The organism is Sphaerospermopsis torques-reginae ITEP-024, assembly GCF_019598945.1.
GTDB lineage: Bacteria > Cyanobacteriota > Cyanobacteriia > Cyanobacteriales > Nostocaceae > Sphaerospermopsis.
On the sequence record NZ_CP080598.1, the window covers coordinates 2,426,642 to 2,439,688 of the forward strand.

General features: G+C 35.5%; 9 protein-coding genes and 2 pseudogenes. 7 read left to right on the forward strand and 4 right to left on the reverse strand.

Going from position 1 to position 13,047, the window contains the following annotated elements; genetic code table 11:
* Positions 1-453 precede the first annotated feature (453 nt).
* The 3 genes and pseudogenes from K2F26_RS11365 to K2F26_RS11375 form a co-directional block, all read right to left on the reverse strand.
* Entirely contained in the window at positions 454-1,959 is a 1,506-nt protein-coding gene (locus K2F26_RS11365; protein WP_220611558.1) for a dolichyl-phosphate-mannose--protein mannosyltransferase, read from the reverse strand.
* A 218-nt stretch (positions 1,960-2,177) separates the two neighbouring features.
* A pseudogene (locus K2F26_RS11370) lies at positions 2,178-2,750 on the reverse strand (transposase).
* Between the two features lie 181 nt (positions 2,751-2,931).
* Positions 2,932-4,524, reverse strand: coding sequence for a calcium-binding protein (locus tag K2F26_RS11375; RefSeq protein ID WP_220611559.1), 1,593 nt, complete (start codon positions 4,522-4,524; stop codon positions 2,932-2,934).
* A 214-nt stretch (positions 4,525-4,738) separates the two neighbouring features.
* On the opposite strand from K2F26_RS11375, the pseudogene K2F26_RS11380 reads away from it, so the two are divergent.
* From K2F26_RS11380 to K2F26_RS11410, 7 genes and pseudogenes are all read left to right on the forward strand, one after another.
* Positions 4,739-4,828: pseudogene (locus K2F26_RS11380) on the forward strand (IS5/IS1182 family transposase); the annotation flags it as partial.
* A 149-nt stretch (positions 4,829-4,977) separates the two neighbouring features.
* Entirely contained in the window at positions 4,978-6,261 is a 1,284-nt protein-coding gene (locus K2F26_RS11385; protein WP_220611560.1) for a helix-turn-helix domain-containing protein, read from the forward strand.
* 219 nt (positions 6,262-6,480) lie between these two features.
* On the forward strand, positions 6,481-6,885 hold the full coding sequence (locus K2F26_RS11390) for a hypothetical protein (protein WP_220611857.1): 405 nt from the start codon (positions 6,481-6,483) through the stop codon (positions 6,883-6,885).
* 236 nt (positions 6,886-7,121) lie between these two features.
* Positions 7,122-8,177, forward strand: coding sequence for a tellurite resistance TerB family protein (locus tag K2F26_RS11395; RefSeq protein ID WP_220611561.1), 1,056 nt, complete (start codon positions 7,122-7,124; stop codon positions 8,175-8,177).
* A gap of 189 nt (positions 8,178-8,366) precedes the next feature.
* Positions 8,367-8,534: a hypothetical protein gene (locus tag K2F26_RS11400; RefSeq protein ID WP_220611562.1), complete on the forward strand. Its 168-nt coding sequence runs from the start codon at positions 8,367-8,369 to the stop codon at positions 8,532-8,534.
* Between the two features lie 244 nt (positions 8,535-8,778).
* Positions 8,779-9,720 carry an ImmA/IrrE family metallo-endopeptidase gene (locus tag K2F26_RS11405; RefSeq protein WP_220611563.1) on the forward strand — a complete coding sequence of 314 codons (942 nt, stop codon included), beginning with the start codon at positions 8,779-8,781 and terminating at the stop codon, positions 9,718-9,720.
* A 15-nt stretch (positions 9,721-9,735) separates the two neighbouring features.
* Entirely contained in the window at positions 9,736-10,374 is a 639-nt protein-coding gene (locus K2F26_RS11410) for a hypothetical protein (RefSeq protein WP_220611564.1), read from the forward strand.
* A gap of 56 nt (positions 10,375-10,430) precedes the next feature.
* On the opposite strand, the gene recG is transcribed toward K2F26_RS11410, so the two are convergent.
* A complete protein-coding gene (gene recG, locus K2F26_RS11415) occupies positions 10,431-12,977 on the reverse strand; it encodes an ATP-dependent DNA helicase RecG (RefSeq protein WP_220611565.1) in 2,547 nt (848 codons plus the stop codon).
* Positions 12,978-13,047 lie beyond the last annotated feature (70 nt).

Sequence of the window (13,047 nt, forward strand, 5' to 3'; positions counted from 1 at the left end):
CATCAAGAGCAGAGTTAGCGATAGATGTTTTCACTTGTCAGGTTTATTAACCTACCCAGATGTAACTCTCTTAGCACTTTTCAATGTTATGTTCAACTAACTTGCAGATGATTATGTAGCTAAAAAACTGAATGAGATGTTAAATTCTACTAATTTGCTTTTTCTAGATTTTGTGATTACTTGGTTAATTTTTGGTATTCTCTATATCATTGCCTTGCTTTTTTGTAATTGGGTAGATTTACCCTAACTGCTTACAGTGTAACAGGTAGTTATTCTGAATACCGATAATAAATGTAAAACACAAGTGAGTAATTAAACGCTTTTTATGTAGATATATTAAGAAAAAATCAAATCTTGGATCTTAAATTCCAGATCCCTGACTTCTGAACATCAATCAGATTTAATGGAAATTATCAAAATAAGAAGTCGGGGATATTTATTGCCACTTTTACATCAAATCCAACTTCTAAACCACATCCGTAGGTGATAATCTTCCATAGAAAGAGGTAAACCTAAATAAATAGGTAGCCAAAAAACAAAAGCAACTATAATAGTAAAAGTGATTGTCAGTCCAAATATCCGCATTCCTCTATAATAACTGCGAAGACATTGATCAACAAACCAAGCAAGTGCAATAAATGTAAATACCACTGCACTCATATAATGGTAGATAAAGACACAGCGATTTACTTTCACCCAAGGTAATAAATTAGCAGCATAATTGATAACAATATATAAACCAATCCAAGTATCAACGCCGAGATTTTTGGGAATAAATAATCGTTGTTGTTGTATTCCAGGTAAAATGATTTTTACAAATAACATGACTACTAAAAATATAATCACTGCCAAACCAAACCACCATAAAAAAGGATTACCCATTGCATGAACATCATAAACCACTTTCCCCGCACCAGGAGGTAAGGGTGGTCCAAATACAGGAAGGGGATCTTGAAAACTTTGAGTAATTTGATAATAATAAGCCATTGGGCGAGTCATTAATGGCCATTTATACCATGCAGCACAATAAGGATGTACACTAGAATCATTACCACCTAACTGAAGATGAAACTGTAAAATTTGTTGGTGAACTTCTATAAATCCATAACTTGTGTCTAGTTGGAGATGAGGAATCCAAATTAAACTGTACATTAATATAGGGATAATTCCGAGAAAAAATACCATTTGTAAAATATTGATTTGCGTAATTTTTTGCAGTGGTATTTGTGGGGTATTTTCTTGATTTTTAATTTGATTATTATTGGCTGAAAAGGAGTTGCGTAAATAAGAAAATAAAGGTGATCGTGGTGAAGGTGAAAAAGATTGCAACCAACGAATTATCCAAGCTGCTATCCACATTCCATAAGCACCAGTAAGAAACCATAAACCGTTCCATTTTGTACCAATGGAAGCACCAAAACTAATCCCAGCTATGAATAAAGCAAACCAACGTTGTTGATTTTGTTTCTCCAAAGCTAATAATAAAAACCAGTGTCCGATTAATCCAAAAATCACTATATAGATATTACTTAAAGCATAGCGAGATTCTACCAAAAATAAACCATCCAAAGCTGTAAATAAACCTGCCAATAGAGCGAAACCACGACGATAGCTTAATTGATAAGTGAGGAAAATAACTATTAAGGGAATTAATGAACCTGTAAAAGCATTTGCCCACCGATAACTCCAAGGAGATAATAAAGAACCTGTTGCACCGTTGACAGGATTTTGCCAAAAGGGAATATGATTACCAATCCAAATTCCTAAACCAATGATATATTGACTCAGGGGAGGATGGGCATTAAAAAAGGGAGTGTTGGTAAGATAATTATTACCAAATTGGGCAAAATAAACCTCATCAAATACGAGGGTATTAAATCTTCCTAATCCCCAAAATCGTAAGATCAATGATAGGATAAATATTGCTGTTGTGCAGATTCTAAACCATTTTTTAGTCATTGGCTATTAGATATGTAAATTTCTGGTATGGTTAGTTTACCATAACCTTAAACTATGGTAATTCAAGTATGGCTATGATTCAATTATATTTAAATTATATATATTTAAATTGTATTTTGATGTATAAACGAAGATTAAGATCCCCGACTTCTTTAAAAGATTTCGCTATTAAACAGATAATTAATCATAGAAGTCAGGGATCTGTGCCGAGTGCCAAACTAATCATCAAGTAGCAGTCTTTTAAAGCCAATACCATTAGGTAAATTATAATCTAGTAAAAATTGTTGGTAAGCTGATTCTTCCTCAATGTGCATTTTGATGTAGTCTATTTTGGGTATTTTTCCTAGTCCCAATTCTGCATATTCCAAATAACTAGAAAATTACCATTCTCCTGGTTGATCTACTATTCCTGCTTTGACTGGATTGAGGTGAATATAGCGGCAAAGATGGAAAAGATATTCAGTTTGTGAAACATGAATACTTTGAAATCGTCCCTGAAATAATACCCCGGAACGATTAAACCTTTTATTAATTGCTTTTGTGTAAGCAAGTGAGAGAGATTTCATAGCATCAGATAGGATCTCATCTCTCAGATATACCAACAAATGATAATGATTAGGCATTAAACAGTAAGCAATAATATCTACTGCATTGTTTGTAAGATGTTCTTTGAGCAATCGGAGAAAATAAATATAATTTTTGCGCTCCAAGAAAATATTTTGACGATTGTTACCACGATTATAAATATGATTTTTAAAGGAATTCAAAAATACGAAATTACCGATTGTGATACCAGGGGGTGCGGAATGTGGGTTACAAGGGTTTGTTGGGTTTCCACACGGTAAACCCAACCTACAAAAATCCTTAACCGAACTTTGATATCCCCCTAAATCCCTGTTATTAAGGGATTAGGGGGAATCTTTAAGTGTCTAACATTACCGTAAAAAACTTTTCAAACAATCTCTTAGTAATCTAGACCAATACAACATCTAAGGCAACCACAAAACCTGATGGTTTGTTCTCAATTACGGCAAATGTATTCCCCAGGAAGGACAAATTACCATTTAAGGAGTTATAGCTGAACTGATTCAAGGAGGTAGCACCAAATCCAATTTGGCTGACCACGATTTGATCACCCTGTGTCCACTGGAAGTCCTTGATGATATCAACACCTTGAAATTGGTTGTTGAATACAAATTTATCAGCACCTAAACCACCAATCAGGGTATCAGCACCTAAACCACCAATCAGGGTATCAGCACCTAAGCCACCATTAAGAATGTTATTGGCACTGTTACCAGTGATCACATTGTTATTGCCATTCCCTGTACCATTAATATTACCAAAACCAGTTAATGTCAGGTTTTCTAGTCCAAATCCCAAAGTGAAGTTCACAGAGGAGAATACTGTATCTACACCACCCAAAGCATCGTTAAAGTATTCCGTAACTACATCACCTGCATTATCTACATAGTATGTGTCACTGCCATCACCACCAATCAGGGTATCGGCACCTAAGCCACCAATGAGAATGTTATTGGCACTGTTACCAGTGATCACATTGTTATTGCCATTCCCTGTACCATTAATATTACCAAAACCAGTTAATGTCAGGTTTTCTAGTCCAAATCCCAAAGTGAAGTTCACAGAGGAGAATACTGTATCTACACCACCCAAAGCATCGTTAAAGTATTCCGTAACTACATCACCTGCATTATCTACATAGTATGTGTCACTACCATCACCACCAATCAGGGTATCAGCACCTAAGCCACCATTAAGAATGTTATTGGCACTGTTACCAGTGATCACATTGTTATTGCCATTCCCTGTACCATTAATATTACCAAAACCAGTTAATGTCAGGTTTTCTAGTCCAAATCCCAAAGTGAAGTTCACAGAGGAGAATACTGTATCTACACCACCCAAAGCATCGTTAAAGTATTCCGTAACTACATCACCTGCATTATCTACATAGTATGTGTCACTGCCATCACCACCAATCAGGGTATCGGCACCTAAGCCACCAATGAGAATGTTATTGGCACTGTTACCAGTGATCACATTGTTATTGCCATTCCCTGTACCATTAATATTACCAAAACCAGTTAATGTCAGGTTTTCTAGTCCAAATCCCAGGGTGAAGTTCACAGAGGAGAATACTGTATCTACACCACCCAAAGCATCGTTAAAGTATTCCGTAACTACATCACCTGCATTATCTACATAGTATGTGTCACTACCATCACCACCAATCAGGAGATCAGCACCTAAGCCACCATCAAGAATGTCATTGCCTAAGCCACCAATCAGGGTATCATTGCCTAAGCCACCATCAAGAATGTCATTGCCTAAGCCACCATCAAGAATGTCATTGCCTAAGCCACCAATCAGGGTATCATTACCTAAGCCACCATTGAGTGAATCATTGTCATTACCACCATCTAGATAATCATTGCCTTCAAGACCAAAGAGGGTATCATTGCCATTGTAGCCGTAGATGAAGTCATTTGCAGGTGTTCCCACTAAAAAGTCATTTCCATTTGTGCCATGTATGGTAGTCATATATTTCACCTTGATTCTGTTTCAAAAGTGTTTATACAACCCATTTATTGCAGAACTTAATGTGATTGTCATCACTAATTTTTTTAAGTATTAACCTAATAAAGTTAATAAAATAAACACAATTTTATAATACAATTTTAAGAGGATGTTTTAAAAGTGGGAAGCTGCTGTAACAAATCTCATAAATTATATGCTTAACTGTGTAGATAACGGTTTAAACAAGGATTATGAACGATTACCTGAAACTTCCGAAACATTCATCTATGTTGCTATGCTTCGTCTCATGGTTCGACGGCTGGCATAATTTTTAGCCTTCTCTGATTTTTAAAACATCCTCTTATCTACCTCGCCATGATCCGTATTATGGTTAGACGACTCGCCTAAATTTTGACTACTAAAAACTTTTCAAACACCCTCTAAGATACGTCCAAAAATACAAGATTAAGTGCGACTATGAATGAACAAGAAATAATCAGACAATTCCGGGATTGGTTGCATCAAAAAAGAGGAATAGATTTGAACTTAGATGTTCTGGAAGAAGAAATTTTCAAATATTCTTTAGAAGGTATATCTTATAGTAGAATGAGTGAGAAAATTCCCAATTATGACTTATCTTATATCAGTAATGTAAAAGCTCCCAAATTATGGAGAAAGTTGAGACAACTTACAGGATTAGATATCAACAAGAAAAATTGCAGAGCAACCATCAAAAAAATTTTAAAATCTGAACAACCACAAGTATTTGAAAAAATAAGACAAAATATATCACATATAAATTTACGAGAAGCACAAGATTTTAATGATTTCTATGGACGCACAATAGAACTAGCTAAGTTGGATGAATGGATAATTAAGCAAGAGTATCGTTTAGTATGTATTTTTGGGCTAACTGGAATTGGTAAAACTGCCTTAGTCAGAGAGTTAGTAGAAAACATTAAAGATAATTTTGATTATGTTATTTGGAAAAATCTAGAATTTTCGCCTGATTGGGAACAATTTATAACTCATTTGGAAAGTTGCTTTGGATATCGTAGTTCAGAAATAAGTTCATTTCCCAGAATTTTAAATCTGATTGATTATTTAAAAAACCATCGTTGTTTGTTAGTATTTGATCAATGGGAAGGAGTTATGGGGAATACAACGTCATCGGAAAATTATAACAAATTACTTAGCCAGATTGGTAATTTGCGACATCAAAGTTGTGTGTTGTTAACTAGTTTACAAAAACCTGCGATCCTAGATTCAATCAGAAATCAAAATCATCTTAAGCAATTGTCATTATCTGGTTTAGATAATAAAGATGCGAGGATATTATTACACAATTTAGGACTTCAAGATCCGGGTATGGATACATTAATTAGAAACTATAAAGGACATCCATTAGCTTTGATCTTAGTTGGTGAAAATATTAAAAGTGTACATAATGGTAAAATTGAGAAAGTTCTGGATAGTACATTGTTTCTGCATAATGTATTCATGGATTTATTGGACAACCAGATTTATTCTTTGCCTAATTTACAACAAAATATTATCAAGACATTAGCAGCAGCAACAGAACCGCAAACCATTTTTCAAATTTATCAATATTTTCCTGATTCCTCTCAAGGAGAAATTAGTGATGCGATAAATAATTTATGGAAAGTTGGCATTATTGACAAGGATGATATACTAGAAGAGATAATTCTTTGGGTTCTTAATCCTTTAATTCAAAAATATATTAGAAGACGTTACCAATGATTTTATGAGGAAAATCAACATGAAATTTTTTCACCAGAAGTCTATTGTATTCTTGACAAAGAATTTGGTATGCAGTGGCGATCGCACCTCGCAGATCCTTGGGAAAAGGCAAGATCAGCAATACCATTAGGTGATCGGGGTGATTATAATACTCTAGTCAAGAAAAATGAACAATTATTAGAGATAATAACTGTACATAAAACAGCGGATAGATGCACCATGTCACAATTAGAAAAATTCTTGAAAATGGCAGAAGATGAACTAACCGAGTACAGCACTGATGCCAGAAAGATAGAAAAACTACGCAGGAAGATAAGTTTATCCTTATCATTAGTACAACAACGGCAAATGAAATCAGAATTATTAGCTACAATGCAATCTGGTAAAATTGCTGAAATAGTAGAGGAACAAAGACAAGCAGCAGCCTTGCCATTTTGGGGTATTGGCGGTTTGGGTTTATTATTGGGAATTTCTCTGAATCAACCTATCGGTTTATTAGCAGCCATACTGGGAACTTTAGCAGCTTTTAGAATCCAAAAATGGGGTTGGCAGTTACAAGCAAAACGTCTATTGTTACGCACCTTGGAAGATATAGAGGAACGTATTACTCAATCTAGTAAATAAGGTTACATAGGTTTGTGTATGAATGAAACTCAAAAATCAGATTTAGAAACCTTATCTATAGGGAAAAAACAGTAATCAGGAAAAGTGGCCACTAGTTTGTGGTATCCTTTACTGGTTACATAGATTACCAAAATCACTAAATAAAATCTAGACAAGGTTTGTATCCTTGCTAAACTAACAATTGTTACCCTGAGACATCGGTTATTACTAAAAGACCATTGATGGAGCTAACTATTATGACCAAGTATGATAAAATATTTCAGTCAAAAGAAATCTCAGAAGAATCACTAAGTCCAGAAGAAGCGGTAGCCGCTATAGGTGTAATTACCGGAATAATTGATTCTTCCATTGAAGACTTAGATGCAGAAAGTTTAGCCAGTATTCTCTGGGAATTTGAGGTTTTTGATGAATACTCAGCCGAGGAAATGCTAGAAATAGTTGATAGACTAGTAGCGATCGCTGAAAATGAAGGACTAGGGGCATTATTCAACACCGCCAACGCCAGCCTTGTAGATGAAATAGTATTAGATGCCTTTGCTGCTGGGGTAGTATTGCTTTTAGACGACGAAACCCTAACTATTCCCACACCAAAACAGCCGTACATCAAACAACTACAACAAGCTTTAGAACTAGAAGATATAGAAGCAGAAGAAATGATCAAAGAAATCATAGCTGCAATAGAAGAAGCAGAATATCAAGAAGAATATGTAGACATAGAACAGGAAACAATATTATTAGATGAATTTGGACAAGAAATATATCAATCACCTTTGGGTAATTTTATTGTTCCCATACCAGTTACCCCAGAACAGGGAGGAAAAATTCAAAGTCAAGAAGGAATAGTTGGCTTTTCTGATGATGTCGGTACTTTACTGAGAATAGATTATTATCCTCTCCCAACCGAACATTTAGCAACAATGGAATCTCAAGGATCAGAAACATATCTTCACTCAATTCTGGTCGAGAAATATCTACCACAAGCCATTTTTGTTAATGTCCCAGGTGCAGAAATCAAATATACAGAATATTTGCAAGATACCTTAAAAGGTTATTATTATGTATTAGTTGATATGCCCAAAGGTTCAACAATTTCCAAACAAGAAACTAACGGCAATGCCATCAGATTAGATGCCTATCGGGGTTTGTTAGCATTTATCAATGGTGACTTTTTGTATATAGTTAGCAGTCAGCGGACATTTTTCAATGGTGACATTCCGGGTTCTATTTTGGATGAAGCTGAGGATATTAAACAAAATATTTTAGAGTTTATCGAGACAATGGAGTTTAGTTAGTAGGTGACAGGTTAATAAGATTTTAGATTTTAGATTTTGGATTGGAGTTTATCAACACAATCTAAGAGGATGTTTTAAAAGTCTCTCATGATGTATCAAATACTTTCAGATCCCCCTAAATCACCCTTTTCAAGGAGGACTTTAAAGAATTTAGCCCCCCTTTTTAAGGGGGGTTGGGGGGATCAATCAGTGTCATTGATGCAAGACCTTTGCCATTTTCCCGTAGGTTGGGTTGAACGAAGTGAAACCCAACGTAAACTCAACGTATTTGTTGGGTTTCGTTCCTCAACCCAACCTACAAATCAAGATATTTTTGATTTTGGCGAAGGTATTGTGATGACAATAAAAAACTTTTGAAACAACCTCTGAGATTTGATCACTCGTCCAAAAAATTCTTGCATTGCAAACAGATTATGCTATAATATAGTATATATGTACCAAAAAAATTCATTTCTAGCTAAAAATGCTGCCATAAATGCAGCAATAATGTAATTATATAAAAGTTGTATCAAATTACGGGCTGGAGTCATTTGATAGTCAGCGGAGGAATGCTATGAATCAAACACTGGAAATGCCAACGCTGTATGATCGTTTATCAAAAATGGGTTTTCCTCAAAACTTTATTCAAGATAAAGCTTTACCTGAATGGTGGAACAGTGAGCTAGAAAAAAATCCTGTTGCTGTAATGGAGGCAGCAGGTTACATTTCCAAGCGTCTAGGTTTGGATATAGGATCAGTTTTTAATCTCAACGTTCCTATTGAATTTAAAAAAGTTAATAGCCCTAAGTTTAAAAAGAGACAAAATACTGATGAACAGCAGCTATTAATCGCTCAAGGTTTAGCGACACGCATTGCTGAAATGACTGGATATGCTTGTAAATCCTCTTACCAAGGGGTTTCAGGATATCCTTCAGAAATCAGGCGAATAATTCTTGAAAATAATTTTTGTGTAGACCTTGATAGTCTTATTAACTTTTGCTGGTCTTGCGGTATTCCAGTTATACACTTTTCTGACTTCCCTCGAAACACTCCTAAAATGGATGGGATGGCAGCACATCTAAATGGTCGCCCAATAATTGTAATTAGTTCTGGATGGAAATTTTCTGCTCGTTTAGTTTTTGTAATTGCTCATGAACTTGGACATATTGCTTGTGGTCATGTTCAGGATGGAGTATTAGTTGATCAAGATATAAACAAAGAAATTCAAGACGAAGAAGAAAAAGAAGCTAATGAATTTGCAGAAAAGCTGCTTTTTGGAGAAACTAGATACAGATGGGAACAAATTTCGAGTGCAATAGACCTAGCACGCACAGCAAACGAACTCGGTAATCAAGATAGAGTAGATCCTGGCGTAGTAGCTTTAAACTATGCTTGGCAAAAATCTGATTGGCGTATTGGAACTGGTGCTTTAAAAATTATTGAACCTAACGCCCAAGCCTCTGCAAAAATTAATCTGTTTCTTAGTAAAAATTTAGATTGGGAAGAATTAGACACAGACAGCGAAGAATATCTTAGACTTGTAACAGGGTGTGATTTTGTCTAAGTGAGGAGTTTCTTCTTGTTAGTCTATTTAGTTGATAATGATGTCATTTTAGAACTGGCATCATACGATCTTTTTTGGGGTATGCTTCCCAGTTTAAATACATCCCAGCAAAACATTAGAGTCCTACCTACAGCCTCAAGTTTTTTTGCTGGATCTTCTAGGTTAAAAAGGAAATATAAACAGCAAAGTATTCAAAGGGCTAAAGATATAGCAGATAAATGCCAAACAATTGATCAGAAAGCAATTGATATTTCAGAACTACCATCCTTATGTTTAGAAGGAATTGACTCTGGGGAAGCTTTGCTTGTTGCTGCCACAAAAAATGAACCAGATTTTTACATATTGACTAGTGACAAAAGATTTTTAAAAGCTATATCAAATTCTAGTTTAGCTAATATTAAATCAAGACTTTGCAAAAGAATTATTTGTTTGGAGCAATTGTTAATCAACTTGATTAATAATGATGATTTTGATAAAATACGGCGCAGAATTATTTCATCCGATTTACTTAATCAAAATATTGCCGAAGCTTTTGCAGATGGTAAGCTGACAAAAAAAGAAAAAGCTTTAGCAATTCTTGAAGAATGCGTGCAAGAACTACGCTCTATCACTGGAGATTTACTAATTGACTGTTTACCGCCCGCCATATATTGAGATCAAAACTCCAAATTCATAATTGAGATGATTAACTATATGTCCATATATAAAAATCATGTCAAAATCGCTCCCCCCATTAACCGCGCATACCTATACTGCAACTCATCCTTCATCAACGGCCAACGCGCTAAACTTGCATCCATATCAATCACCTTCTCCGCAGCTTGTCGCGCTAACAGCAACACATCCTCATCTTCCACCAAACTAGCCAAAGTAAAATCCGCTACCCCCGATTGTCTAGTCCCCATCACTTCCCCAGGACCACGAAACCTCATATCCATTTCCGAAATAAAAAACCCATCCTGAGACTGTACCAGCACCATTAACCGTTGTTGTGCATCAGGACTTCTGGAACTACTCATCAATAAACAATAGGACTGCGCTGCACCCCGTCCCACACGCCCGCGTAATTGGTGTAACTGAGATAACCCGAATCTTTCCGCGTGTTCAATTAACATCACTGTGGCGTTAGGAACATCCACACCCACCTCTACCACCGTCGTAGAAACTAAAATCTGAGTTTCATTATCCCGGAATTTAGTAATAGCTTCATCCTTTTCTGCGGAAGTCATTCTTCCATGCAATAACCCCACTTGAAACTCAGGAAAAACGCTTTCTTGTAATTTTTGATGTTCGTCTATTGCTGAACGCAAATCTAATTTTTCTGACTCTTCCACTAAAGGTAAAACCACATAAACTTGTCTACCTTGGGCTATTTCTCTTCTCATTAAATCATAAGCTTGGGGTCTTTGATGACCTGTTAACAAAGAAGTTTTAATTGCTTGTCTTCCTGGTGGTAATTCATCAATTTGACTCACATCTAAATCACCATGAACTGTTAACGCTAATGTTCTAGGAATGGGAGTTGCAGTCATAGTTAAAACGTGAGGTTGTTCACCTTTTTGTTGTAATTTCGCTCGTTGTTCTACCCCAAAACGATGCTGTTCATCAATGACAACTAAACCCAAACGTTGAAAATTTACCTTATCTTGAATTAACGCATGAGTTCCCACTAAAAGAGGTAATTCACCTGTTTCTAACTGAGAATGAATTTCTCGCCTTTTGGCTGTTTTTGTCGAACCTGTTAATAATTCAACGGGCAAATGTAAGAGGTTAAACCAGCTAACTAACTTCCTATAATGTTGTTCTGCTAATACTTCCGTAGGTGCCATCAAAGCTGCTTGATAACCCGATTGAATTGCTGCTAAAATCGCAACTACAGCTACCACAGTTTTACCCGAACCTACATCACCCTGCACTAAACGATTCATGGGTGTAGGTTTTTGTAAATCATTGAGAATATCGTTAATAACTCTTTGTTGAGCGTTAGTAAATTTAAAAGGTAAAATTTCGTTAAATTGTTCTAATAATTTGCCTTTTGGTGCTAAAACCGCACTTGTTTGAATTGCTTTAGCTTGTTTCTGACGTTGTAATAAACCAAGTTGTAAATAGAAAAATTCATCAAATACTAAACGCCGACGAGCATATTTTAAAGTATCACTATCTTTAGGAAAATGAATATTAGGAATTGCGTCTTTTAATTCCATTAATTCATATTTTTTTCTTAAACCAACTGGTAAAGGATCTTTTAAATTTGCTGCCGCAGGTAAAACCGCCATTACCGCTTGTCTCACGGTATTTGCAACAACTCCTTCAGTTAAACCATAAATCGGTACAACCCGCCCAATAGTAAAAGATTCTATTGCATCACCAGGATTTGCTAATACTTCTATTTCGGGATTATCTAATGTCACCCCATATTTACTAGCCTTAACTAAACCACAAGCTGCTATCACACTACCCACAGCATAGCGCCGTTTTAAACTTTCTTGCCAACCACGACTACTAAATCTCGATCCTGCATAAAATCTACTAACTTTTATTTGTCCAGTTTTATCTTTTAATAAGAGTTCTAAAATTGATAACTTTTGATTTTTAGGACTGGTAAAACAATTACAACGCTTGACTTCGGCGATGATGGTTACTGTTTCACCTCCCTGTAATTCTTGAATGTTAACTTGACGAGCATAATCAATATAATCACGAGGATAATAAAACAGTAAATCTCTCACTGTTGATAAATCTAAACGAGATAAATTTTCTGCTCTCTTGATGCCAATTTCTGGTAAATCGCTGAGTTTTTGCTCAATTTTTGGCGCTAGTCTCCGACTGGTTTCAGTCACAATAGGAGTGGTTTTAACTGTTTTTGTTGAATAATTTTTTTCCTGGGTTTTAATTTCCTGAGTTTTAATTTCCTGAGTTTTAATTTCCTGTTTTTTTATTTCTTGTTTTTTTATGTCTTGATGTTGCTGTTCACCCGATTCTAATTGTTGTTGTAATTGATAAAGATAGGTTTTAACTTCAGCAACTAACTGCTGTCTAATTTCTACTGCTAAATCTGGATATTCAGCAAATTGAAAGGCGATGTGATGCCAGCGCGATCGCTCTTTTGCTGGTAAACTTTGAGGAAATTTCCCAAAGGTTAAACTGAGAAATTCACTAAAGCGATATTGTCTACCCATTAAATCCACAAAACCAGATTCAGCCTCTACAGTCAAGGCTTTATGTAATCTTATCCAATCGGGAATTTCGTTAGTCATTGGTCATTAGTCATTAGTTATTAGTTATTAGTTATTAGTAAAGACCTCTTCACTGTCACCTGTCACCTGT

Bases quoted from the DNA above. Each gene is read 5' to 3' on its own strand.
- K2F26_RS11375 (WP_220611559.1), bottom strand. From the start codon at position 4,524: ATGACTACCATACATGGCACAAATGGAAATGACTTTTTAGTGGGAACA.
- K2F26_RS11405 (WP_220611563.1), top strand. From the start codon at position 8,779: ATGGGTTTTCCTCAAAACTTTATTCAAGATAAAGCTTTACCTGAATGG.
- K2F26_RS11385 (WP_220611560.1), top strand. From the start codon at position 4,978: ATGAATGAACAAGAAATAATCAGACAATTCCGGGATTGGTTGCATCAA.
- K2F26_RS11395 (WP_220611561.1), top strand. From the start codon at position 7,122: ATGACCAAGTATGATAAAATATTTCAGTCAAAAGAAATCTCAGAAGAA.
- recG (WP_220611565.1), bottom strand. From the start codon at position 12,977: ATGACTAACGAAATTCCCGATTGGATAAGATTACATAAAGCCTTGACT.
- K2F26_RS11365 (WP_220611558.1), bottom strand. From the start codon at position 1,959: ATGACTAAAAAATGGTTTAGAATCTGCACAACAGCAATATTTATCCTA.
- K2F26_RS11390 (WP_220611857.1), top strand. From the start codon at position 6,481: ATGTCACAATTAGAAAAATTCTTGAAAATGGCAGAAGATGAACTAACC.